Source organism: Pseudomonas sp. G11 (genome assembly GCF_029457515.1).
Taxonomy (GTDB): Bacteria; Pseudomonadota; Gammaproteobacteria; order Pseudomonadales; family Pseudomonadaceae; genus Aquipseudomonas; species Aquipseudomonas gorinensis.
This window is the reverse complement of sequence record NZ_CP120377.1, coordinates 5643441-5666613: the sequence shown is the minus strand read 5'-3', so window position 1 is coordinate 5666613 and position 23173 is coordinate 5643441. Positions and strand designations below refer to the sequence as shown.

Below are 23173 nucleotides of genomic sequence, written 5' to 3'. Positions count from 1 at the left end.
CGGCATTAGGGCTTGCCCCGCGTTGGGCTGCGCAGCAGCCCCCTCTCTCCAAGCACCACGCTCTTTCAGTCAGACCTCATTGGCACATGTGGGGGGCTGCTGCGCAGCCCAACGCGGGGCAAGCCCGCTCGCCACAACAAGCCCGCTCGCCACAAAAAATCGCTACCACCACAGGCCCCCTCGCCACAGGGTTTATTGAGCGGTCGGCTGACTGTGTGGAAACAACAAATCCACAAACTTCTCTGCCGTCGGCTGCGGTTCATGGTTTGCCAGCCCGGCCCGTTCGTTGGCTTCGATAAACACGTACTCCGGTTGATCGGCCGCGGGCACCAGCAGGTCCAGGCCCACCACGGGGATATCCAGCGCGCGGGCGGCGCGTACGGCGGCGTCGACCAGGGTGGGATGCAGGATGCCCGTCACATCTTCCAGGCACCCACCCGTGTGCAGGTTGGCAGTACGGCGCACAGCCAATTGCACACCACGGGGCAGGATGCTGTTGTAGTCGTAGCCAGCGGCTTTCAAGGTGCGTTCGGTTTCGGCATCCAGGGGGATTTTGCTTTCGCCATCGGTGGCGGCCTGGCGGCGCCGGCTTTGCGCCTCGATCAGCGCGCGGATGGAGTGCTGGCCGTCGCCGATTACTTCGGCCGGGCGGCGAATCGCGGCGGCCACGACTTCGAAGCCGATCACCAGGATGCGCAGGTCGAGACCCTCGTGGAAGCTCTCGAGCAATACGCGGCTGTCGAACTGCCGCGCCGCTTCGATGGCCTGTTGCACCTCGTCAATCTCTTGCAGGTCCACCGCTACACCCTGGCCTTGCTCGCCGTCCAACGGCTTGACCACGATGCGCTGGTGTTCGTCGAGGAACTCCAGGTTGTCATCGGCGCTGCCCGCCAGTTGCTGGGAAGGCAGTTTCAAACCGGCGGCCTTCAATACCTTGTGCGTAAGGCTCTTGTCCTGGCACAGGGTCATGCTGATGGCGCTGGTCAGGTCGCTCAATGACTCCCGGCAACGCACGCGACGCCCGCCATGGCTGAGGGTGAACAGCCCCGCATCGGCGTCGTCCACCTGCACGTCGATGCCGCGCCGATGGGCTTCTTCGACGATGATCCGCGCATAGGGGTTGAACCCCGCCTGCGGGCCGGGGCCGAGGAACAGCGGCTGGTTGATACCGTTCTTGCGCTTGATCGCAAAGGTGGTCAGCGCGCGGAAGCCCAGCTTGGCGTACAGGCTCTTGGCTTGGCGGTTGTCGTGCAGCACCGACAGGTCGAGGTAGCTCAGGCCACGGCTCATAAAGTGTTCCACCAGGTGGCGCACCAGCACTTCGCCCACGCCGGGGCGCGTGCATTGCGGGTCGACGGCCAGGCACCACAGGCTGCATCCGTTTTCCGGGTCGTGGAAGGCTTTGGGGTGATTCAGGCCCATGACGCTGCCGATCACTGCGCCGCTGTCCTCATCCTCGGCCAACCAGTACACCGGGCCTCCTTCATGACGCGGCGTGAGGCGCTCGGCGTCGACGGGCAACATGCCGCGGCCCTGATAGAGCTGGTTGACCGCGAGCCAATCGGCCTCGGTCTGGACCCGGCGAATCCGGAAGCCGCGAAACACCCGGGTGGCAGGGCGATAGTCGCTGAACCACAGGCGCAGGGTATCGGACGGATCCAGGAACAACTGCTGCGGATCGATCCCGAGGATCTGTTGGGGCGCAGCCACGTACAGCGCGATGTCGCGCTCGCCGGGCTGCTCGTTGAGCAGTTCCTGGGCCAGGCTGGCCGGGTCGGGAAAGGTGTGGCCGATCAACAGCCGGCCCCAGCCGCAATGCACCGCAATCGGCTCGGCGGCCAGTGGGCTGCCATCTTCGGCCAGGCGCGCCTGCAGGCGCTCATAGGTCGGCGCCTGGCCCTTGAGCAAGCGTTGGCTGTAAGCCGCGGCATTCGGTTTCATGGATCAGATTCCTTGTTCGCTGAGCCACAGGTTCAGCGCTGCCAGTTGCCACAGCTTGGAGCCGCGCAACGGCGTCAGTTGGCCCTGCGGGTCAGTCAGCAGGCGATCGAGCATGGCCGGGTTGAACAGGCCGCGATCCTGGCTGGGGTCGAGCAGCAGTTCACGCACCCAGTTCAAGGTGTCGCCCTGCAAATGCTTGAGCCCTGGCACCGGGAAGTAGCCTTTCTTGCGGTCGATGACTTCGCTCGGGATCACCCGGCGCGCCGCTTCCTTGAGTACCTGCTTGCCGCCGTCGGGCAACTTGAATTGACCGGGGACGCGTGCCGACAGCTCCACCAGGCGGTAGTCGAGGAACGGCGTGCGGGCCTCCAGGCCCCAGGCCATGGTCATGTTGTCGACGCGTTTGACCGGGTCGTCCACCAGCATCACCGTGCTGTCCAGGCGCAGGGCCTTGTCCACGGCGGCATCGGCGCCGGGCATCGCGAAATGCTCACGCACGAAATCGCCAGCGGCATCGTTGGCGGTCAGCCATTTTGGAGCGGCGGTGGCGGCGTAGTCGTCGTAGCTGCGGTCGAAAAACGCCTCGCGGTACGCGGCATACGGATCGCTGGCACCGTCCACCTGCGGGTACCAGTGGTAACCGGCAAACAGTTCGTCGGCGCCCTGGCCGCTTTGTACCACCTTGCAATGCTTGGCCACTTCCCGGGACAAGAGGTAGAAGGCAATGCAGTCATGACTGACCATCGGCTCGCTCATGGCGCGGAACGCGGCCGGCAGTTGCTCGATGATCTCGCTTTCGGCGATGCGCAATTGATGGTGGCGGGTGCCGTAGTGCTTGGCGATCAGGTCTGAATACTGGAATTCATCGCCGCGCTCGCCGCCAGCGTCTTCAAAACCGATGGAGAAGGTCGACAGGTCCTGCACGCCGACTTCCCGCAACAGGCCGACAAGCAGGCTCGAATCGACGCCACCGGAGAGCAGCACGCCGACATCCACGGCGGCGCGTTGGCGAATCGCCACGGCCTCGCGGGTGCTGTCGAGCACGCGGTCGGTCCAGTCTTCCAGCGTGAGGTTGCGCTCATCCTCTCGCGGGCCGTAGGGCAGGGTCCACCAGGTTTTTTGCTCGGTGTTGCCCTTGGTGTCGACGCGCATCCAGGTGGCGGGCGGCAGTTTTTCGATGCCTGCCAGCAGCGTGCGCGGTGCAGGCACCACGGCATGGAAGTTCAGGTAATGGTTGAGTGCGACGGGGTCGAGGATCGGGTTGATATCGCCGCCCTTGAGCAGGGCTGGCAGGGTTGAGGCAAAGCGCAAACGCTGGCCGGTACGTGAGAGGTACAACGGCTTCACGCCCAGGCGGTCGCGGGCGATAAACAGGCGCTGGGCGTCGCGCTCCCAGATGGCAAACGCGAACATGCCGTTGAGCTTGGGCAGCAGAGCCTCGCCCCAGGCGTGATAGCCCTTGAGCAGCACTTCGGTGTCGCCGCCGGAATAGAAGGCATAGCCCAGGGCTTCGAGCTCCTGGCGCAGTTCCGGGAAGTTATAGATTGCACCGTTGAACGCCAGGGACAGCCCCAGCTGGGCGTCAACCATCGGTTGGGCCGAGCCATCCGACAGGTCCATGATTTTCAGGCGTCGATGGCCCAGGGCAATCGGCCCTTGGGCATGAAAGCCCCAGGCGTCGGGGCCACGGGGGGCCAAGTGATGGGTGATGCGTTCAATCGCTGCCAGGTCGGCAGGTTGGGCATCAAAACGTAGTTCTCCAGCTAATCCGCACATAAGTTCCTTACCGGTTTTTCCGTTGGGGAGGGGTAAATACTCAATGCGCCTAAAGGGCGCGTACCCAGAAACTGACACGCCCCTATGATTGGAGTTTTAGAACAATCTGTTATAAGGCCAAGAGCCTTGGCTGCTCCGGTGCGATCCTGCGCGGCGAGTGGCCCGTTACTGCGCAGAGGAGCCGCCCGTGCCGCGAATCAATGCGCGCAAGGCGAACCGATTCGGATGGCAGGCGTCGGCCACGCTTTTAGGCACCGGCAAGGGTTCATCGTCCAGCCATGCCGCCAACAGTTCCGCGCACAGGGGGGCGGTCACCAGCCCACGGGAGCCATGGCCGCTGTTGATATACAGGCCGTCGAGCCATGGGCAGGCGGCCTCGGGTACCTGTCGGGCGTCCTTGCGCAGTGCCGCATAGGCGTGGTCAAAGGCCGCGCGATCGGCCAGTGGCCCGACAATCGGCAGGTAGTCCGGGCTGGTGCAGCGAAACGCGGCGCGGCCTTGCAGATCCTCGCCGGCAAGGTGGTCGGCGCCCAGGCGGTGCAGCAGGTCGACGGATATTTCCCGCAGCATGTCCAGGTTGCCGACATGCTCGGCGACCGTGGGGGTCAGGTCATCGCTCTTGAAGTCGAAGCTGGCGCCCAGCGTGTGCTCCCCCAGGCGCGCCGGGGCCACATAGCCCTCGGCGCACACCACCGTGGCCAACGCCTGGCTCGCCGGGGTTTGCGCCAAGCGGGTGATTTGCCCGCGAATGCGCTTGAGGGGCAGGTCGGCGCTGAACGCGAAGTGCTTGATCTGCGCTGCGTTGGCCAGCACCACCACACTGGCGCTGGCCAGCAAGGTGTCGCCGGCCAGGGCGCGCCATTGACCGTCGACGCGTTGCAACTCAAGGGCTTCGTGATGCGTCAGCACGGTGATCAGAGGGTGCCGGGCTTGCCATTCGCATAACGCTGGCGGGTGCACCCAACCGCCTTCGGGGTAGAACAGCCCGCCATGCTCCAGCGCCACACCGGCACGAGCCTGGGCCTGGGCCTGATCGAGCCGATGCAGCAGGCCAGGGGCGAATGCGCCGGCCAACTGTGCCTGGCGCTCGGCTTCCTTGGCGTTGAAGGCCAGTTGAAGCACGCCGCAACCGTCCCAGTCGACGCCTCGGTGCAGGTGTTCCAACAGGCGTCGGGTATGGCCGAAACCGCTGAGGATCAACTGCGAAAGTGCCGTGCCGTGCGCTGACAGCTTGAGGTAAAGCACGCCTTGCGGGTTGCCCGAGGCTTCCTGCGCCAGGCCCGCATGTCGTTCCAGCAGCTTGACGCGCCAGCCGCGTGCCGCGAGGCTGGCTGCCGTAGCGCAGCCGGCCAGGCCACCCCCGATCACCAGGGCGCTGCGCTCACCGTGCAGCGGCGTTGGACGGGCGAACCACGGTTTGTCCGGGGGCGGCGGCGGGGTGTCGGCCGGCCACCCAAGGTATTCACCCCGCAGGATCTCCCATTTGTGGCCAATACCCGGCGTGCGTTTCATCTTGAACCCGGCGGCATTGATCAGCCGCCGCACCCAACCGGTGCTGGTAAACGTGCTGATGGTCGCTCCAGGGGCCGCCAGGCGTGCCAGTTCGGCGAACAGCTCGGCGGTCCACATGTCGGGGTTTTTGGCGGGGGCGAAGCCATCGAGAAACCATGCATCGACTTGCGCATCCAGTTGCGGTAATTGCTCCAGGGCGTCACCGATCAACAGCGTCAAGGTCACACGGCCGTTGGCCAGCACCAGGCGCTGGAAGCCTTGGTGGATCGCGACGTACTGCGCCAGTAAGGATTCGGCGAAGGGTTGCAGCTCGGGCCACAGGGCGAGTGCGCGTTGCAGGTCGGCGTGGCTCAGCGGGTATTTCTCAACGCTGACAAAGTGCAAGCGCGCACCGGCTACGGCCTGCTGTTCAAACAACTGCCAGGCGCAGAGAAAATTCAGGCCAGTGCCGAAACCGGTCTCGCCGATCACCAGGCATCCATTCACCGGCAAGGCAGCAAAACGCTCCTGCAAACGGTTCTGTTCGAGGAACACATAACGGGTTTCTTCCAGGCCCGATTTGTCGGAAAAGTACACGTCGTCGAATACCCGTGAGTGCGGGCGACCTTGGTCATCCCAGTCGAGCTGGGCGTGGGTTACGGGGTTCATGGGCGACTCGGCAAAGGCAAGGCCGCCATTCTAGCCGATCAACAGCCTTTGAATTGACCCACGGCAAGCGCACGTGGAATTTCCTCCCGCATGGCGTTGCCCAATCCGCTAGTCTTGATCCATCTTGAAACGGAGCAGCCTATGTTCGAATCCGCCGAAATCGGTCACGCCATCGACAAAGACACCTACGACACCGAGGTGCCCGCCCTGCGCGAAGCCTTGCTCGAAGTGCAATACGAGTTGCAGCAGCAGAAGCGTTTTCCGGTGATCATCCTGATCAACGGGGTTGAAGGTGCGGGCAAGGGCGAGACGGTCAAGCTGCTCAATGAATGGATGGACCCGCGCCTGATCGAAGTGCGCACCTTCGACCAGCAGACCGACGAGGAACTGGCGCGCCCCCCGGCCTGGCGCTACTGGCGCCAACTGCCCGCCAAGGGCCGCATGGGCGTGTTTTTTGGCAATTGGTACAGCCAGATGCTGCAAAGCCGCGTGCATGGCGAGATCAAGGATGCGCGGCTCGACCAGGCCATCGCCGGTGCCGAGCGTCTGGAGAAGATGTTCTGCGATGAGGGCGCGGTGATCTTCAAGTTCTGGTTCCACCTGTCCAAGAAACAGATGAAGGCGCGACTCAAGGCCCTGGCCGATGACCCGCTGCACAGCTGGCGCATCAGCCCGCTGGACTGGCAGCAATCGCAGACCTACGACAAGTTCGTGCATTTTGGCGAGCGCGTGCTGCGCCGCACCAGCCGTGACTATGCTCCGTGGCATGTGATCGAAGGTGTCGACCCCTATTACCGTGGCCTGACCGTGGGCAAGATCCTGCTCGAAGGCCTGCAAAACGCCTTGAAGCAAGCCAGGGGCAAGGCCAGCGGCATGAACCCGGCGCCTTTGCCTGCCGCGGTGGACCAGGTGAGCCTGCTGAACAGCCTCGACATGACCTTGAGCCTGGACAAGGAAGATTACGAAGAACAACTGATTACCGAGCAGGCGCGCCTCTCTGGCCTGATGCGCGACAAACGCATGCGCAAGCACGCCCTGGTCACGGTGTTCGAAGGCAACGATGCCGCCGGGAAGGGGGGGGCGATCCGCCGTGTCGCCGCGGCCCTCGACCCGCGCCAGTACCGCATCATCCCGATCGCTGCCCCCACTGAAGACGAACGGGCTCAACCTTACCTCTGGCGTTTCTGGCGGCAGATCCCGGCACGCGGCATGTTCACGGTATTCGACCGGTCGTGGTATGGCCGAGTGTTGGTGGAGCGCATCGAAGGCTTCTGCACCCCGGCCGACTGGTTGCGTGCCTATGGCGAGATCAACGACTTCGAGGAGCAACTGCGCGATGCGGGGGTGATTGTGGTCAAGTTCTGGCTGGCTATCGATAAGCAGACCCAACTGGAGCGTTTCCAGGCCCGTGAGGCGATCCCGTTCAAGCGCTTCAAGATCACCGAGGACGACTGGCGCAACCGCGACAAGTGGGACGACTACCGCGCGGCGGTGGGCGATATGGTCGACCGCACCAGCACCGAGGTCTCGCCGTGGACCCTGGTGGAGGCCAATGACAAGCGTTGGGCGCGGGTCAAGGTGCTACGCACCATCAACCTGGCCTTGGAAGAAGCGTTCGCCAAGTCCGACAAGCACGATAAAAAGAAAAAGAAATAAGTGGCTGGGTAACTGACTCGTGGCGAGCGGGGCTGTTGCGAGGGAGAGGGCTTGAAGTGGCCGGAGGGCTTGAAGTGGTTAGAGGGCTTGTTGTGGCGAGCGGGCTTGCCCCGCGTTGGGGCGCGAAGCGGCCCTGACCCAGACGCCGCGTTTCTCCAGGCAGAACTCATTGGCTGGTTTTGGGGCCGCTTCGCAGCCCAACGCGGGGCAAGCCCGCTCGCCACAACAAGCCCGCTCGCCACACAAGCCCTCTGACCACAACAGGCCGACTCACCACCGATTTATGTTCGTCACCATGTTTTTGCATACGCCGGGTGAATGATCGTCGCAGTGGGAGAGGACTGGACTTATTCTCGATCCAACAACCACAAGATCGAGGTAGCCCATGCGTGAAGTAGTGATCGTCGACAGTGTGCGAACCGGCCTGGCCAAATCCTTTCGCGGCAAGTTCAACCAGACCCGCCCGGATGACATGGCGGCCCATTGCGTCAACGCGCTGCTGGCCCGCAACGGCATCGACCCGGCCACGGTGGAGGATTGCATCGTCGGCGCCGGCTCCAACGAGGGCGCCCAGGGCTACAACATCGGGCGCAACGTGGCGGTGCTTTCGCAATTGGGTACCGGCACGGCAGGGATGACGCTCAACCGCTTCTGTTCGTCGGGCCTGCAGGCGATCGCCATCGCCGCCAACCAGATCGCCTCGGGGTGCAGCGATATCATCGTGGCGGGCGGTGTCGAGTCGATCAGCCTGACCATGAAAAGCGTCAACACCGATAACCTCATCAACCCGCTGCTCAAGGCGCAGGTGCCGGGCATCTACTTCCCCATGGGCCAGACCGCTGAAATCGTCGCGCGCCGCTACAACGTGAGCCGCGAAGACCAGGACCTCTACGCCTTGCAAAGTCAGCAGCGCACGGCCCAGGCCCAGACCGATGGCCTGTTTGACGATGAAATCGTGGCGATGGCGGTCAAGTACAGGGTCGAGGACAAGAACACTGGCGCGGTACAAATCCTCGACGGCGTCGTAGATCGCGATGACTGCAACCGCCCGGACACCACGTTGGCCAGCCTGTCTGGGTTGAAGCCGGTGTTTGCCGAAGACGGCTCGGTGACGGCGGGTAACTCGTCGCAGCTCTCCGATGGCGCCTCGATGACGCTGGTGATGAGCCTGGAGAAAGCCCTGGAACTGGGGCTCAAGCCCAAGGCGTTTTTCCGCGGTTTCACCGTGGCAGGTTGCGAGCCGGATGAGATGGGCATCGGCCCGGTGTTCTCGGTGCCCAAGCTGCTCAAGGCCAAGGGCTTGCAGGTTGCCGACATCGACCTGTGGGAACTCAACGAAGCCTTCGCTTCCCAATGCCTGTACGCGCGTAATCGCCTGGAAATTGATAACGACAAGTACAACGTCAACGGCGGCTCGATCTCCATTGGCCACCCGTTCGGCATGACCGGTTCGCGCCAGGTCGGGCACCTGGTGCGTGAGCTGCAGCGGCGCAATTTGCGTTATGGCATCGTCACCATGTGCGTGGGCGGCGGCATGGGCGCCACGGGACTGTTCGAAGCCGTGCGCTGATAAGTGTGGAGGGGGCAAGTCGAATCGTCGCACCGCCCCCTCCCACAGGTATGCAGCGCCATATCCCAATGCGTCCACTTGCCCCTAGAATAGCCACTCCTCCACCTCTGGCATTTTCTGGGGCACTCATGCACATCTCTTCCGGCCGCTGGGTCTACGGTTTTTTCCTGACCCTGCTGACCGCGCTGCTCTGGGGCATTCTGCCGATCAAGCTCAAGCAAGTGTTGCAGGTGATGGACCCGATCACCGTCACCTGGTTTCGCCTGATGGTGGCCGGCAGTTGCCTCTTCGTGTACCTCGCCGCGACCAAGCGCCTGCCCAGTCGTAAAGTGCTCGGCCCCAAAGGCGGCTGGCTGGTGGCGATGGCCGTGTGCGGCCTGGTGGGCAACTACGTATTGTACCTGGTGGGCCTGAAACTGCTCAGCCCCGGCACCGCGCAGTTGGTGGTGCAGATGGGGCCGATCTTCCTGATGATCGCCAGCGTGTTTGTGTTCAAGGAACGTTTCAGCGTGGGTCAGAGCGTGGGCCTGGTGGTGCTGATCGTCGGCTTCGGTCTGTTCTTCAACCAACGCCTGGAGGAACTGCTGACGTCCCTCGGCGCTTATACCGCCGGTGTGCTGACGATCCTGCTCGCCACGTCGATCTGGGTGTTCTACGCCTTGGGCCAGAAGCAGTTGCTGACCGTCTGGAATTCGCTGCAAGTGATGATGGTGATCTACCTGTCGTGCGCCGTGCTGCTGACGCCTTGGGCGCATCCGCTGGAGGCCCTGCAACTGAGCCCGCTGCAAGGCTGGCTGTTGCTGGCGTGTTGCATGAACACACTGGTGGCCTACGGCGCATTTGCCGAAGCCCTGGCCCACTGGGAAGCCTCGCGGGTGAGTGCAACCCTGGCACTGACGCCGTTGGTGACCTTTGTCGCGGTGGCGTTGGCGGCGTGGCTGTGGCCCAACTATGTGCAGGCCGAAGAGATCAATGCCTTGGGCTATTTCGGCGCGTTGGTGGTGGTCATGGGGTCGGCGGCGGTTGCGCTGGCGCCGTCGTTGCTCGCCGGGCTCAAGGCCCGGCGGCTACGCATGGCGTCTTAGGCGCCCAGCATGTTTTCCGGGCGTACCCACTGGTCGAACTCTGCGTCGGTGAGGTAGCCCAGGTCCAGCGCCGCTTCCCGAAGGGTCAATCCTTCGGCGTAGGCCTTCTTGGCGATCTCTGCTGACTTGTCATAGCCGATGTGCGGGTTGAGCGCCGTGACCAGCATCAGCCCGCGCTCCAGGTGCTCGGCCATTTGTTCGGCGTCGGGCTCCAGGCCGGCGATGCAGTGCTCCTGGAAGTTATTGCAGCCGTCGGCCAACAGGCGGATCGATTCCAGCAGGTTGTGGATGATCACCGGCTTGTACACGTTCAACTGCAAATGCCCTTGGCTCGCCGCGATGCCGATGGTCACGTCATTGCCCAGTACTTGGCAGGCCAGCATGGACAGCGCTTCGCACTGGGTCGGGTTGACCTTGCCGGGCATGATCGAGCTGCCCGGTTCGTTGGCTGGCAGTTTGACTTCCGCCAGCCCGGCGCGGGGGCCGGAGCCGAGCAGGCGCAGGTCGTTGGCGATTTTCATCAGGGCCACGGCCAGGGTTTTCAGCGCACCGTGCAAGGTCACCAGGGGTTCGTGTCCGGAGAGGGCGGCGAATTTGTTGGGGGCGGTCACGAACGGTAAGCCCGACAGTGCCGCCAGCTCGGCGGCAATCGCTTCGCCAAAGCCATGGGGCGAGTTGAGCCCGGTGCCCACGGCGGTGCCGCCCTGGGCCAGCTCGCAGACCTGGGGCAGGGCGTTGCGGATCGCGCGCTCGGCGTAATCAAGCTGGGCGATAAACGCCGACAGTTCCTGGCCAAAGGTGATCGGCGTGGCATCCATCATATGAGTGCGACCGGTCTTCACCAGCTTCATATGCCGTGCCGACAGTTCCGCCAGGCCGCCGGACAGGTGGGTGATCGCCGGCAGCAATTGCTGGTTGACCGCCTGAACCGCCGCGATGCTCATGGCGGTGGGGAAGCAGTCGTTGGAACTCTGGGAGCGGTTGACGTGATCGTTGGGGTGTACGGGGCTCTTGCCGCCACGGGGCTTGCCCGACAGCTCGTTGGCGCGGCCGGCGATCACTTCGTTGGCGTTCATGTTGCTTTGGGTGCCGCTGCCGGTTTGCCACACCACCAAGGGGAATTGGTCGTCATGTTGGCCGGCCAGTACTTCGTCGGCGGCTTGTTCGATCAAGCGGGCGATATCGGCGGGCAGGTCGCCATTGCGGTCGTTGACCCGGGCAGCGGCCTTCTTGATCAAGGCCAGGGCGTGCAGGACCGCCAGGGGCATGCGCTGTTCGCCGATAGCGAAGTTCACCAGCGAACGTTGGGTCTGGGCGCCCCAGTAAGCGTCATCCGGGACTTGGACTTCTCCCAGGCTGTCGGTTTCGATACGGCTCATCGGGCACACTCCTTCAGGTTCGTTTGCGCAGTTTAGGCTGTGATCGGCCCGGGGGGTTCCCTAAAAGACTTTTCATCGGATTCATTCACGGCAATCCGCGCCCGCTAAGGCTCGGGGTTGAGCCGGGGCGTTTTTTAGGCGCAGAATGGGCGCCCTTGGGGTCTTACCTCGCCTGCTAGAAAAGGAAACTCGATGACTCGTCTTCGTGCCATCTGTACCGCGGTTGCTCTGGTTTGCGCCAGCGGCCAGGTTTTTGCCGATACCGCCAGCCACAACGCCAGTGCCGAAGCCTTCCTTACCCTGGCCCACGCTGACAAGCTGGGGACCCCGGTGTACATGCAAGTGCAGCAAATGTTCGCCCAGCGTTTCGAACAGACCAAGGCGCCTGCCGCCAAACAGTCCGTACTGGACAGCTACCAGGCCAAGGCCAATGCTGCCCTGGACCAAGCCATCGGCTGGCCGAAACTGAAGCCGGACATGGTCAAGCTCTACACCAGCAACTTCAGCGAATCCGAGCTCAAGGACCTGGTTGCGTTCTACCAGTCGCCACTGGGCAAGAAAGTCCTGGAGAAAATGCCGCAGCTGACCCAGCAATCGGCCCAGATGACCCAGGCCAAACTGGAAAGCGCCGTGCCGGTGGTGAACAAGCTGTTGGAAGACATGACCAACGAGCTGACGCCTAAAGCCGCCGCACCGGCCAAGAAGAAGTAAGCAGGAATGACCATGCAACAGCGTATCGAAACGGCACTTGCCGCCCTGGCCCCGGAGCACTTGAGCGTGCTGGACGAAAGCCATATGCACAGCCGTGGGTTGCAGACCCACTTCAAGGCCGTGCTGGTCAGCCAGCAGTTCGAGGGGCTCAACCGCGTCAAGCGCCACCAGAAGGTCTACGCCACCCTGGGTGACCTGATGAGCGAGTTTCATGCGCTGGCGCTGCATACCTACACGCCCGCAGAGTGGGCGAAAATCGACGCAGCCCCGGCCTCGCCGACCTGCGCCGGCGGCCATGGCTGATGACCGGGTGTCTCTGACACCTCGCATTTGCTAGAATCCGCAACGCGCCGCTTAGCCGGCGCGTTTTTTTTGCATCCGGTTCACCCCTTACGAGGGTAGCCACCTGGAGAGAACACCCATGACTCAACCGATTGTCGTGGCGGCACTGTATAAGTTCGTCACCCTCGAAGATTACGTTGCGCTGCGCGAGCCCCTGCTGCAGGCGATGGTCGACAATGGCATCAAAGGCACCTTGCTGATCGCCGAAGAAGGCATCAACGGTACCGTTTCCGGCAGCCGCGAAGGCATTGACGGCCTGATGGCCTGGCTCAAGAACGACCCGCGCATGGACGACATCGACCACAAAGAGTCGTACTGCGACGAGCAGCCGTTCTACCGCACCAAGGTCAAGCTCAAGAAAGAGATCGTGACCCTGGGCGTCGAAGGCGTCGACCCGAACAAGAAGGTCGGCACCTACGTCGATCCGCAGGACTGGAACGCGCTGATCAGCGACCCCGAAGTGTTGTTGATCGACACCCGTAACGACTACGAAGTGTCCATCGGCACTTTTGAAGGCGCGATCGACCCGAAAACCACCAGTTTTCGCGAATTTCCCGACTATATCAAAGCCAACTTCGACCCGGCCAAGCACAAGAAGGTCGCCATGTTCTGCACCGGCGGCATTCGTTGCGAAAAGGCCTCGAGCTACATGCTCAGTGAAGGCTTCGATGAGGTCTACCACCTCAAGGGCGGCATCCTGAAGTACCTCGAAGAGGTGCCGCAGGCAGAGACCAAATGGCAGGGCGACTGCTTTGTGTTCGACAATCGCGTCACCGTGCGCCACGACTTGAGCGAAGGCGACTACGATCAATGTCATGCCTGCCGCACACCGGTGAGCGTGCAAGACCGCGCATCCGAGCACTATGTGGCGGGCATCAGTTGCCCACATTGCTGGGATAAGCTGCCGGAGAAAACCCGTCGCAGCGCGATCGACCGGCAAAAGCAGATTGAGTTGGCCAAGGCCCGCAATATGCCGCACCCGATCGGCTTCAACTACAAGCAAACTCCTTCCGAGGCCTGAGCCATGTCCGCGCGCCTGCTCTATGTAATGGATCCTATGTGTTCCTGGTGCTGGGGCTTTGCCCCGGTGGCGCAGGCGCTGGTTGAGCAGGCCCAGGCGGCCGGCGTGGAGCTGCACCTGGTGGTGGGCGGCTTGCGCACCGGCAGCGGCGCGGCGCTGGAGCCGACGACCCGGCGCTATATCCTGGAACACTGGCAGGCGGTCACCGACGCCACCGGGCAGACGTTCACGTTCGAAGGCGCGCTGCCCGACGGTTTTGTCTACGACACGGAGCCGGCGTGCCGTGCAATTGTCACTGCGCGCAGCCTGGCGCCGGATTGCGCGTGGAAACTGCTGGGCCTGATCCAGCATGCATTTTATGTCGAGGGGCGCGATGTGACCCTCGCCAGTGTGCTGGTGGAACTGGCCGAGGAGGCCGGTATCCCGCGTATCGAGTTTGCCGGCGCTTTTGACCGCGCCGAGCAGCATGCCGCTACCGCCGCCGATTTCACCTGGGTACAGGACCTGGGGATCGCCGGTTTCCCAACGCTGCTGGCCGAGCGCAATGGTCAGTTGGCGTTGCTGACCAATGGCTACCAGCCGCTCTCCGAGCTGTCGCCTCTGCTCGCCCGATGGCTGGAGCGAGCTGCCTGTGCATGATCAGCCCGACCTAACGCCCACCCCTCGTGTCGACCGCTTGACCTGGGCGGAGATCCGCCGCCTGGCCCTGCGTCACAAGAAATCCCTGTGGATCGCCAACGGTGTCGCCGTCCTGGCGACCCTGTGCAGCGTGCCTATTCCGCTGCTGTTGCCGCTGTTGGTCGACGAAGTGCTGTTGGGCCACGGCGATGCCGCGCTCAAGGTGATGAACCACGCGTTGCCCCTGGGTTGGCAAAAGGCCGCTGGGTATATCGGCTTGATGCTGCTGGTGACCTTGGCCCTGCGCTGTGGTGCGCTGGTATTCAACGTGGTGCAGGCGCGTTTGTTTGCCCGGCTGGCCAAGGACATCGTCTACCGCATTCGCGTGCGCCTGATCGAACGACTCAAGCGTATTTCCCTGGGGGAATACGAAAGCCTGGGCAGCGGCACGGTCACCACGCACCTGGTCACCGACCTGGATACGTTGGACAAGTTCGTCGGCGAAACCCTCAGCCGTTTCCTGGTGGCGATGCTCACCCTGGTGGGCACGTCGGCCATCCTGGTGTGGATGCATTGGCAACTGGCGCTGCTGATCCTGTTGTTCAACCCGCTGGTGATCTACGCCACGGTGCAGCTGGGCAAGCGCGTCAAACACCTGAAGAAACTGGAAAACGACAGCACCTCGCGCTTTACCCAGGCGCTGACCGAAACCCTCGATGCCATTCAGGAAGTGCGCGCCGGTAACCGCCAGGGCTTTTTCCTCGGGCGCCTCGGCCAGCGTGCCCAGGAAGTGCGGGACTATGCCATCCACTCCCAGTGGAAAACCGACGCCTCCAGCCGCGCCAGTGGCTTGCTGTTCCAATTCGGCATCGACATCTTCCGTGCGGCAGCGATGCTGACGGTGCTGTTCTCCGACCTCTCCATCGGCCAGATGCTCGCGGTATTCAGCTACCTGTGGTTCATGATCGGCCCGGTGGAGCAGTTATTGAACCTGCAATACGCCTACTACGCGGCGGGCGGGGCGCTGACGCGGATCAACGAACTGCTGGCACGCGCCGATGAGCCGCAATATGCCGGCGGCCAGGACCCGTTTGCCGGGCGCGAGACGGTCGGCCTTGAAGTGCGCGGCCTCACGTTCGGGTATGGCGAAGAACGGGTGCTCGATCAATTGAACCTGGCCATCGAGCCGGGGGAGAAGGTGGCAATCGTCGGCGCCAGTGGCGGCGGCAAAAGTACCCTGGTGCAACTGCTGCTGGGGCTCTACACGCCGCAAGCTGGCAGCATTCGTTTTGGCGGCGCCACCCAGCAGGAAATCGGCCTGGAGACCATTCGCGAGAACGTCGCGGTGGTGTTGCAACACCCGGCGCTGTTCAACGATACCGTGCGGGCCAACTTGACGATGGGGCGCAGTCGTACGGACCAGGCGTGCTGGCAGGCCCTTGAAATCGCCCAGTTGGATGCGACCGTCAAGGCGCTGCCCATGGGTTTGGATAGTATCGTCGGTCGCTCAGGCGTGCGCTTCTCCGGCGGGCAGCGGCAACGCCTGGCGATTGCGCGCATGGTGTTGGCCGAGCCGAAAGTGGTGATCCTGGATGAAGCCACCTCCGCCCTGGACGCCGCCACCGAGTACAACCTGCACCAGGCGTTGGCGCGGTTTCTCAGTGGCCGTACTACACTGATCATTGCCCACCGCTTGTCAGCAGTGAAGCAGGCAGACCGGGTGTTGGTGTTCGATGGTGGGCATATCGCCGAAGATGGCGACCATCAGCAACTGATCGCCGACGGCGGCCTGTACGCCAAACTTTACGGGCACCTGCAACAAGTGCGTTGATTTAGCCTACGCTGTGCTATCAGGAGCGGATGTTCGCGTGCGTTTTCAGCTGTGCATGTGCAAGGGACTTCATGAAGCAAAAGCGGACTCTCGGAACGCCACGGTTGTTGGGCATTGTCTGGCCATTTATCGCCGTCGTGCTGTTCCAGGCATTGTTGGGCAGTGTCAGTCTCTACGTACTCTCGGCCGTGCGTGGTTATGTGGCCGGCGAAAGCCTGTGGTCAAAAGGCCAGAAGGACGCCATCTACTACCTGACCCTGTACGCCGACAATCGTGACGAAGCCACCTTCCTCAAATACCAGCAGGCCATCGCCGTGCCCCAGGGCGGGCATGAGCTGCGTATCGCCCTGGACCGGCCCACACCCGATCTCTCCGCCGCACGCCTGGGGATCCTCAAGGGGGGCAACCACCCGGATGATGTCTCCAGCCTGATCTGGTTGTACCTCAACTTTCGCCATTTCAGTTACCTGGAAAAAGCCATCGAGTTGTGGACCGTGGGGGATGGCTACCTGGTGCAACTGGATGACCTGGCCCAAACGATGCACCGCGCAATCACCACCCACCAGGTCAGCGGCGACGCTGTGCGGCAATGGAAAGCCCAGATCTTTGCCATCAACGACGGCGTGACGCCGGCGGCCAAGGCGTTCAGTGATGCCCTGGGCGAAGGTTCGCGATTTATCCTGCGGCTGTTGATGATTACCAACCTGGCCACGGCCCTGGGCCTGATCGCCCTGGCTTTGCTGCGCACCCATAAGTTACTGCGCCAGCGTCATGCGTTCGCCGATGCCCTGGAATTGGAAAAGGAGCGGGCGCAGATCACCCTGGAATCGATCGGGGACGGGGTGATCACCACTGATGTCAATGGTGCCATTGCCTACATGAACCCGGCGGCCGAGGCGCTGACCCACTGGAAATCGTCCCAGGCCCAGGGCCTGCCCCTGGCTTCGCTGTTCAATTTGCTGGATGAAGACGCCCAGCCCGATGGATTTACCCTGATCGAGCACATCACCAAAGGCCAGCTCAGCGGTGGCAGTGAACACTCCAAAACCATTCAGCGCCTGGACGGCAGCACGGTCTCGGTGACCCTGGTGGGCGCGCCGATCCGTAGCGCCGGCAAGGTCAGCGGGGCGGTGCTGGTGCTGCACGACATGACTCAGGAGCGCCAGTACATTGCCAATCTGTCGTGGCAAGCCACCCACGATGCCCTGACCGGCCTGGCCAACCGCCGCGAATTCGAATTCCGCCTGGAGCAGGTGTTGCAACAGGCCGCGCGCCAGCAAAGTGGGCGCCACGCCTTGATGTTCCTCGACCTGGACCAGTTCAAGCTGGTCAACGATACCTGCGGGCATGCGGCAGGCGACGAACTGCTGCGCCACATCTGCGCCTTGTTGCAATCGGACCTGCGGGAGGGTGACACGCTGGCGCGCCTGGGCGGCGATGAGTTCGGTATTTTGCTGGAGAACTGCCCGGCGCCGGTGGCGGAAAAAATCGCCGAAAGCCTGCGCCATACCGTGCAAAGCCTGCATTTTGTGTGGAAGGGGCGGCCGTTCATGACCACGGTCAGCATTGGCCTGGTGCACCTCTCACACGCGCCGACCACCTTGGAGACATCGCTGCGGGCCGCCGATATGGCGTGCTACATGGCCAAGGAAAAGGGCCGCAACCGCGTGCAGGTCTACCATGCCGATGACTCTGAGCTGTCCTTGCGTTTCGGCGAGATGGCCTGGGTGCAGCGCCTGCACATGGCCCTGGAAGAAAACCGTTTCTGCCTGTATGCCCAGGAAATCGCAGCCTTGGGCCATACGGACCCCGGTAACGGACATATCGAGGTCCTCCTGCGCCTGCATGATGAGGCCGGTCGGATCATTCTGCCGGACAGCTTTATCCCGGCAGCCGAACGTTACGGCCTGATGACCTCGCTGGATCGCTGGGTGGTTGAGAACGTGTTCAAGATCATCGCCCGCTGCATGCATGAGCGTCCGGGCCAGCCCATGGCCATGTGTGCGATTAATCTGTCGGGAATAACCATTGGCGATGACGATTTCCTGGGGTTTCTACGTGACAAATTCGCGGCTTACAGCATTCCTGCGGAAATGATTTGTTTTGAAATAACTGAGACCAGCGCTATTGCCAATTTGGGTAGTGCAATTCGCTTTATTAATGAACTCAAAGCGTTAGGTTGCCATTTTTCACTCGACGACTTTTGTGCCGGAATGTCCTCATTCGCTTATCTGAAACATTTACCTGTAGACTTCCTGAAGATCGATGGAAGTTTCGTAAAGGATATGCTGGACGACCCGATTAACCGCGCCATGGTCGAAGTGATCAATCACATCGGCCACGTCATGGGTAAGCGCACAATTGCCGAGTTTGTTGAAACACCGCTCATTGAACAGGCGTTACTCGAGATTGGTGTGGATTACGCTCAGGGCTACGTGATTGAACGCCCGCAGTTGTTTACCCCTGATAGCTTGCAGTGTCGACCTGTGCGGCCGCAGCCCCTGTTATTCAAGGCGCCCGGCACATTCCGCTGAAACATTTGCTGGTCTGTACAATCACACTTAAAAAGGAGCCTTACAGTGATCGACACCTTCAACCGAACCGGCCCGCTTATGGAAGCCTCAAGTTACCCCGCCTGGGCACAACGACTGATCCAGGACTGTAGTGAGAGCAAGCGCCGAGTTGTCGAGCACGAACTGTACCAGCGCATGCGTGATAACACGCTCAGCGCCAAGACCATGCGCCATTACCTTATTGGTGGCTGGCCAGTGGTTGAACAGTTTGCCTTGTACATGGCACAGAACCTCACCAAAACCAAGTTTGCCCGTCATCCTGGAGAGGACATGGCGCGGCGGTGGCTGATGCGCAACATTCGCGTGGAACTGAACCACGCCGACTATTGGGTGCATTGGGCCCGCGCCCATGGCGTCAGCCTCGAAGAGTTGCAAGCGCAGAACGTACCGCCGGAGTTGCATGCACTGAGCCATTGGTGCTGGCACACAAGTTCGGCCGATTCGCTGATCGTGGCGATTGCCGCGACCAACTACGCAATCGAGGGGGCGACCGGGGAGTGGTCCGCGGTGGTATGTTCCACCGGCGTCTACGCTGCCGCCTTCCCCGAGGAAGACCGCAAGCGCGCGATGAAATGGCTGAAGATGCACGCCCAGTACGATGACGCCCACCCGTGGGAAGCGCTGGAAATCATCTGCACCCTGGCCGGGATGAACCCGACCAAGGCGCTGCAGGCAGAGCTGCGCCAGGCCGTGTGCAAGAGCTACGACTACATGTACCTGTTCCTGGAAAGCTGCATGCGCCTGGAGAAAGACAAACCTGCGGTCATGGCGGTGCGTGAACGCCCGGTTCGCGTGGCCAGCGAAGCATAAGGTCAGCGTGATGGCGGGGTCATTACCCCGCCATTGCCAAGCGGTTACGGCCTTCGCGCTTGGCCACGTACAGCGCATTGTCGGCCCGGCGCAACAGGCTGTCGGCAGACTCACCCGCCAACAAGGTCGAGCAGCCCAGGCTCACCGTCAATTCGATGCGTAGGTCATCCGCCCAGTAGTCCTGGGCCTGCGTCGCCTGGCGCAGACGCTCGCCAACCATCGCCGCGGCATCCCGGCCGGTGTTGGACAGCAGGATCAGAAACTCTTCCCCGCCAAACCGAAACACCATGTCCACGTTACGCAACTGGGCCTTGATCGCTGCGGCGACCGCGCGCAGCACGTTATCGCCGGCCGCATGCCCATGGGTGTCGTTGATCTGTTTGAAGTGATCGATGTCCAGCATCAGCAACGACAACGGGTTCAGGTGCCGCCGCGCCATATCGATTTCCCGTTGCAGGGTCTGGTCCATGGCGACGCGGTTACCGGTCTGGGTCAGCGGGTCGCGTAGCGCACTGCGGGTGGCGGCGCGGTAGAGCAGGGCGTTGCGCATCGGGTAGAGCAGGGTGGCCAGCAGGGATTCGAGTTGGCTCAGCTCTTCTTCCACCAAGCGTTGGTTGCGGCGGAACACCAGTTCACCCAAGTGCTCGCCTTCGTGACTGAGGGCATAACTGACCGAATGATGGCCGCGATGACCAAACTCCAGGCGCAAATCACTGGCCTGGTGGCGGTACAGCAGGGCATCAAGGGGTACCAGACGCTGGATCTCGCGAAAGAACAGGCCGAGGATACGCTCCGGTTCCAGGCTGATCTGCAATTGCTGACCCAGTTGCTGGCGAAGCTGGACAGTGGTGGTGGGGCGGCGCGGCAGAGAGGTTGGCTGGCCAAAGCCCAGGCGTTGCAATTTGGCCGTGTCGAAGTCGATTGCGTGGGTCTGGGTGGGTGTTTTCATAAGCAATCGGCCTCTAAGCACTTAGCTGTCTTACAGGCTCGATGAGAGTGGCGAGTGCCAAGCGTCTTACTGTTCCTTCAGTTCCGTAAAACATTGGAAACAGTTTAGACCGCTTTGTCATGGGTTATAACCCTTGGGCACTGCCGCACGTCTTGTCATCGCTTAACCTGCGTGGGAAGGGTTAGAGCGAGATTCATGCCACTTCGTTTAACTTAATTAAACTCCTTATAAATCAATGGCTGTTTTTAACACGCAAAACAGCCATTGCCGTATGACGCCGGTTATTTGGCAGGCTGAACCAGCGTGCTGGGGTCAATCTGGTCGATCGCGGTGACGCCCGTTAGCGTCATGGCCACGCGCATCTCCTTGGCGAAGATATCCAGCAGGTTCTCCACGCCAGACTGGCCCTCGGCGGCCAGCGCATACGCCGTCGAGCGTCCCAGCAGGCAAGCCTTGGCCCCCAGGGCTAGCATGCGCACCACGTCGAGCCCGGAGCGAATGCCGGAGTCCACCAGCACCGTCAAGTCATCGCCCACTGCCTGGGCAATCGGTGGCAACGCCTTGGTGGTGGACAGCACGCCATCCAGCTGACGCCCGCCGTGGTTGGACACCACGATGCCATCGGCGCCGAAACTCACCGCATCCTTGGCGTCCTGCGGGTCGAGGATGCCCTTGATGATCATCGGGCCTTTCCAGAATTCGCGAATCCACTCCAGGTCTTTCCAACTGATCGAGGGGTCGAAATTGTTCGCCAGCCAGCCCACGTAATCTTCCAGGGTGGTGGGTTTGCCCAGGTACGTGGAGATATTGCCCAGATCGTGAGGGCGGCCGAGCAAGCCGACATCCAATGCCCATTGCGGTTTGGTCACGGCCTGCAACATCCGCCGCGTCGATGCATACGGCCCGGACATGCCCGAGTGCGCATCGCGGTAGCGTGCGCCTGGGGTGGGCATGTCGACGGTGAACACCAGAGTTGTCACGCCGGCGGCCTGTGCCCGTTCCAGGGCATTGCGCATAAAACCGCGATCCTTGAGCACATAGAGCTGGAACCAGATCGCTTGCGGGCTCTGGGAGGCCACTTCTTCGATCGAACACACCGACACCGTCGATAAGCAAAACGGGATGCCTTTGTTCGCCGCTGCCTTGGCGGCCTGCACTTCTCCGCGTCGCGCGTACATACCGGTCAGGCCCACTGGGCTGAGGATGACGGGCATAGCCAGTTCCTGGCCGAAGACGCGGGTCTTCAAACTCAAGTTATCAACGTTGCGCAAGATGCGCTGGCGCAGGCCGATCTCGGCCAGGTCCGAGCCGTTGGCGCGCATTGTGTGCTCGGCGTAGGCGCCACCATCGATATAGTCGAACAGAAAGCGCGGCAGCTTGCGCTTGGCGGCTGCGCGGTAATCGGCAGCAGACGAGATGATCATTTAGGGTGACTCCACGGGCAAGGTGGCGCCACGATAAGCAAACATCTGGCATGATAAAAACAACTTTTATCACTACTACCCAGTCGCTAAAGGAATGCTGATGAACCTGCGCACATTGCGTGCCTTTGTCGAAGTGGTGCGCCAGGGAGGGTTCTCCCAAGCGGCCGATGTGGTGTCCCTGACCCAATCCACGGTGAGCAAGGCGGTCAAGACCCTGGAGGAGGAACTCGGCGCGCCACTGCTCAATCGCCTTGGCCACCGGAACGAACTCACCGCCGCCGGCGAAATTGCCTACCGCCGTGCCCTGGTGCTGCTTGCCGAGCACCATGACCTCGTTGCCGAGATCAACGACTTGCGCGGCCTCAAGCGCGGTGTGCTGCGCATCGGCCTGCCGCCGGTAGGATGTGGCGTGCTGTTCGCGGCGATGTTCACCACCTATCGCAGTCGCTATCCAGACATCGATATCGAACTGACCGAGCACGGCAGCAAGACACTGCGCGAATGCCTGGAAGCCGGTGAGGTCGACCTGGCGGCCCTGCTGCTGCCGGTGGACGAGGGGTTCGATTACCAGCCTGTGCGTCATGAACCACTGATGGCGGTACTGCCCATGGGCCACTCACTGGCCCAGCGCACTCGCATCGATTTCACCGACCTGGCGGATTCACCCTTCATCCTGTTCGAAGCCGGCTTCGCCCTGAACGCATTGATCATGGCTGCCTGCGAGCGCAAGGGCGTAACGCCCCGAGTCACCGCCCGCAGTGGCCAGATCGACTTTATCGTCGACCTGGTAGCGGCCGGCCTGGGCGTCGCGTTCCTGCCCCGCATGCTGGCGCACAAGCACCAGCACGCCGGCATCGCCTTGATCCCCCTGGACGAACCCCACACCGACTGGCACATCGCCCTGGCTTGGCGCGCCAGTGCCCACCTGCCACCGGCGGCACGCGCCTGGCTGGATTTGGCCAAGGAAATGGCCAGCCCGACGCAGTAGGGCGTCACCGGTCATCCGAATGAAACCGGCCAAATGCTACGTAATGCTTGACTTCTCCTTTTCAATCAGTAACATACGGCGCATTCCGCGATAGCTCAGTTGGTAGAGCAAATGACTGTTAATCATTGGGTCCCTGGTTCGAGTCCAGGTCGTGGAGCCAGATAGAGAAAGCCTGCAGCGATGCAGGCTTTTTTTCGCCTTGAATTTGACGAACACCCTGCGTGCCAGCAGCCAAAAAACGCACGAAAAATTTTTTGGGGTGACGCTTGAAATTTTTCCGCCTGAACCTACCTAGGGATTACGCGATGCCGAATGCGGGTCGCGTATCAAATCACTTGG

General features: G+C 62.1%; 17 protein-coding genes and 1 tRNA gene. 12 read left to right on the top strand and 6 right to left on the bottom strand.

Features of this window, described 5'->3' with window-relative positions; all coding sequences use genetic code 11:
- Positions 1 to 192: 192 nt before the first annotated feature.
- From ngg to mnmC, 3 genes are all read right to left on the bottom strand, one after another.
- The gene (gene ngg / locus P2T68_RS25990; RefSeq protein WP_024076615.1) at positions 193 to 1941 is read right to left on the bottom strand and encodes an N-acetylglutaminylglutamine synthetase; all 1749 of its coding nucleotides are present in this window, start codon (positions 1939 to 1941) and stop codon (positions 193 to 195) included.
- Positions 1942 to 1944: 3 nt separating this feature from the next.
- Positions 1945 to 3717 (bottom strand): N-acetylglutaminylglutamine amidotransferase, encoded by a 1773-nt coding sequence (locus P2T68_RS25985; RefSeq protein ID WP_277378474.1) that lies wholly within the window; start codon positions 3715 to 3717, stop codon positions 1945 to 1947.
- A 165-nt stretch (positions 3718 to 3882) separates the two neighbouring features.
- Positions 3883 to 5877: a bifunctional tRNA (5-methylaminomethyl-2-thiouridine)(34)-methyltransferase MnmD/FAD-dependent 5-carboxymethylaminomethyl-2-thiouridine(34) oxidoreductase MnmC gene (gene mnmC, locus P2T68_RS25980; RefSeq protein ID WP_024076613.1), complete on the bottom strand. Its 1995-nt coding sequence runs from the start codon at positions 5875 to 5877 to the stop codon at positions 3883 to 3885.
- A gap of 141 nt (positions 5878 to 6018) precedes the next feature.
- On the opposite strand from mnmC, the gene pap reads away from it, so the two are divergent.
- The 3 genes from pap to P2T68_RS25965 all read left to right on the top strand — a co-directional run bounded on the left by pap (position 6019) and on the right by P2T68_RS25965 (position 10188).
- Complete coding sequence (gene pap / locus P2T68_RS25975; protein WP_277378472.1) at positions 6019 to 7533, top strand: polyphosphate:AMP phosphotransferase; 1515 nt, start codon at positions 6019 to 6021, stop codon at positions 7531 to 7533.
- A 385-nt stretch (positions 7534 to 7918) separates the two neighbouring features.
- Positions 7919 to 9103 (top strand): thiolase family protein, encoded by a 1185-nt coding sequence (locus P2T68_RS25970; RefSeq protein WP_024076611.1) that lies wholly within the window; start codon positions 7919 to 7921, stop codon positions 9101 to 9103.
- 128 nt (positions 9104 to 9231) lie between these two features.
- Positions 9232 to 10188 (top strand): DMT family transporter, encoded by a 957-nt coding sequence (locus tag P2T68_RS25965; RefSeq protein ID WP_024076610.1) that lies wholly within the window; start codon positions 9232 to 9234, stop codon positions 10186 to 10188.
- Here the strand turns inward: P2T68_RS25965 and P2T68_RS25960 are convergent.
- Positions 10185 to 11567 (bottom strand): class II fumarate hydratase, encoded by a 1383-nt coding sequence (locus tag P2T68_RS25960; RefSeq protein WP_193689616.1) that lies wholly within the window; start codon positions 11565 to 11567, stop codon positions 10185 to 10187. The genes P2T68_RS25965 and P2T68_RS25960 overlap by 4 nt on opposite strands.
- Positions 11568 to 11759: 192 nt before the next feature.
- Between P2T68_RS25960 and P2T68_RS25955 the strand changes: the two genes are divergently transcribed.
- The 7 genes from P2T68_RS25955 (at position 11760) to P2T68_RS25925 (ending at position 19473) form a co-directional block, all read left to right on the top strand.
- Positions 11760 to 12278, top strand: a complete 519-nt coding sequence (locus tag P2T68_RS25955; RefSeq protein WP_010567461.1) for a DUF2059 domain-containing protein — start codon at positions 11760 to 11762, stop codon at positions 12276 to 12278.
- Positions 12279 to 12284: 6 nt separating this feature from the next.
- Entirely contained in the window at positions 12285 to 12581 is a 297-nt protein-coding gene (locus P2T68_RS25950; protein WP_024076608.1) for a BolA family protein, read from the top strand.
- Between the two features lie 118 nt (positions 12582 to 12699).
- Positions 12700 to 13641: a rhodanese-related sulfurtransferase gene (locus P2T68_RS25945; protein ID WP_024076607.1), complete on the top strand. Its 942-nt coding sequence runs from the start codon at positions 12700 to 12702 to the stop codon at positions 13639 to 13641.
- 3 nt (positions 13642 to 13644) lie between these two features.
- Positions 13645 to 14280 (top strand): DsbA family protein, encoded by a 636-nt coding sequence (locus P2T68_RS25940; protein WP_024076606.1) that lies wholly within the window; start codon positions 13645 to 13647, stop codon positions 14278 to 14280.
- A complete protein-coding gene (locus P2T68_RS25935; RefSeq protein ID WP_069076148.1) occupies positions 14273 to 16090 on the top strand; it encodes an ABC transporter ATP-binding protein in 1818 nt (605 codons plus the stop codon). Before P2T68_RS25940 ends, P2T68_RS25935 begins: the two co-directional genes overlap by 8 nt.
- A gap of 71 nt (positions 16091 to 16161) precedes the next feature.
- Positions 16162 to 18624, top strand: coding sequence for an EAL domain-containing protein (locus tag P2T68_RS25930; protein ID WP_150095469.1), 2463 nt, complete (start codon positions 16162 to 16164; stop codon positions 18622 to 18624).
- 45 nt (positions 18625 to 18669) lie between these two features.
- Positions 18670 to 19473 carry an iron-containing redox enzyme family protein gene (locus P2T68_RS25925; protein WP_024076603.1) on the top strand — a complete coding sequence of 268 codons (804 nt, stop codon included), beginning with the start codon at positions 18670 to 18672 and terminating at the stop codon, positions 19471 to 19473.
- 22 nt (positions 19474 to 19495) lie between these two features.
- Here the strand turns inward: P2T68_RS25925 and P2T68_RS25920 are convergent, their stop codons facing one another.
- Together P2T68_RS25920 and lldD are read right to left on the bottom strand one after the other, a co-directional pair.
- On the bottom strand, positions 19496 to 20422 hold the full coding sequence (locus tag P2T68_RS25920; protein ID WP_041160986.1) for a GGDEF domain-containing protein: 927 nt from the start codon (positions 20420 to 20422) through the stop codon (positions 19496 to 19498).
- Positions 20423 to 20703: 281 nt separating this feature from the next.
- Complete coding sequence (gene lldD, locus P2T68_RS25915) at positions 20704 to 21846, bottom strand: FMN-dependent L-lactate dehydrogenase LldD (protein WP_069076150.1); 1143 nt, start codon at positions 21844 to 21846, stop codon at positions 20704 to 20706.
- A 100-nt stretch (positions 21847 to 21946) separates the two neighbouring features.
- On the opposite strand from lldD, the gene P2T68_RS25910 reads away from it, so the two are divergent.
- Positions 21947 to 22834 (top strand): LysR family transcriptional regulator, encoded by an 888-nt coding sequence (locus tag P2T68_RS25910; protein WP_024076600.1) that lies wholly within the window; start codon positions 21947 to 21949, stop codon positions 22832 to 22834.
- An 84-nt stretch (positions 22835 to 22918) separates the two neighbouring features.
- A tRNA-Asn gene (locus P2T68_RS25905) sits at positions 22919 to 22994 on the top strand.
- Positions 22995 to 23173 lie beyond the last annotated feature (179 nt).

Bases quoted from the DNA above. Each gene is read 5' to 3' on its own strand.
- ngg (WP_024076615.1), bottom strand. From the start codon at position 1,941: ATGAAACCGAATGCCGCGGCTTACAGCCAACGCTTGCTCAAGGGCCAG.
- P2T68_RS25985 (WP_277378474.1), bottom strand. From the start codon at position 3,717: ATGTGCGGATTAGCTGGAGAACTACGTTTTGATGCCCAACCTGCCGAC.
- mnmC (WP_024076613.1), bottom strand. From the start codon at position 5,877: ATGAACCCCGTAACCCACGCCCAGCTCGACTGGGATGACCAAGGTCGC.
- pap (WP_277378472.1), top strand. From the start codon at position 6,019: ATGTTCGAATCCGCCGAAATCGGTCACGCCATCGACAAAGACACCTAC.
- P2T68_RS25970 (WP_024076611.1), top strand. From the start codon at position 7,919: ATGCGTGAAGTAGTGATCGTCGACAGTGTGCGAACCGGCCTGGCCAAA.
- P2T68_RS25965 (WP_024076610.1), top strand. From the start codon at position 9,232: ATGCACATCTCTTCCGGCCGCTGGGTCTACGGTTTTTTCCTGACCCTG.
- P2T68_RS25960 (WP_193689616.1), bottom strand. From the start codon at position 11,567: ATGAGCCGTATCGAAACCGACAGCCTGGGAGAAGTCCAAGTCCCGGAT.
- P2T68_RS25955 (WP_010567461.1), top strand. From the start codon at position 11,760: ATGACTCGTCTTCGTGCCATCTGTACCGCGGTTGCTCTGGTTTGCGCC.
- P2T68_RS25950 (WP_024076608.1), top strand. From the start codon at position 12,285: ATGACCATGCAACAGCGTATCGAAACGGCACTTGCCGCCCTGGCCCCG.
- P2T68_RS25945 (WP_024076607.1), top strand. From the start codon at position 12,700: ATGACTCAACCGATTGTCGTGGCGGCACTGTATAAGTTCGTCACCCTC.
- P2T68_RS25940 (WP_024076606.1), top strand. From the start codon at position 13,645: ATGTCCGCGCGCCTGCTCTATGTAATGGATCCTATGTGTTCCTGGTGC.
- P2T68_RS25930 (WP_150095469.1), top strand. From the start codon at position 16,162: ATGAAGCAAAAGCGGACTCTCGGAACGCCACGGTTGTTGGGCATTGTC.
- P2T68_RS25920 (WP_041160986.1), bottom strand. From the start codon at position 20,422: ATGAAAACACCCACCCAGACCCACGCAATCGACTTCGACACGGCCAAA.
- lldD (WP_069076150.1), bottom strand. From the start codon at position 21,846: ATGATCATCTCGTCTGCTGCCGATTACCGCGCAGCCGCCAAGCGCAAG.
- P2T68_RS25910 (WP_024076600.1), top strand. From the start codon at position 21,947: ATGAACCTGCGCACATTGCGTGCCTTTGTCGAAGTGGTGCGCCAGGGA.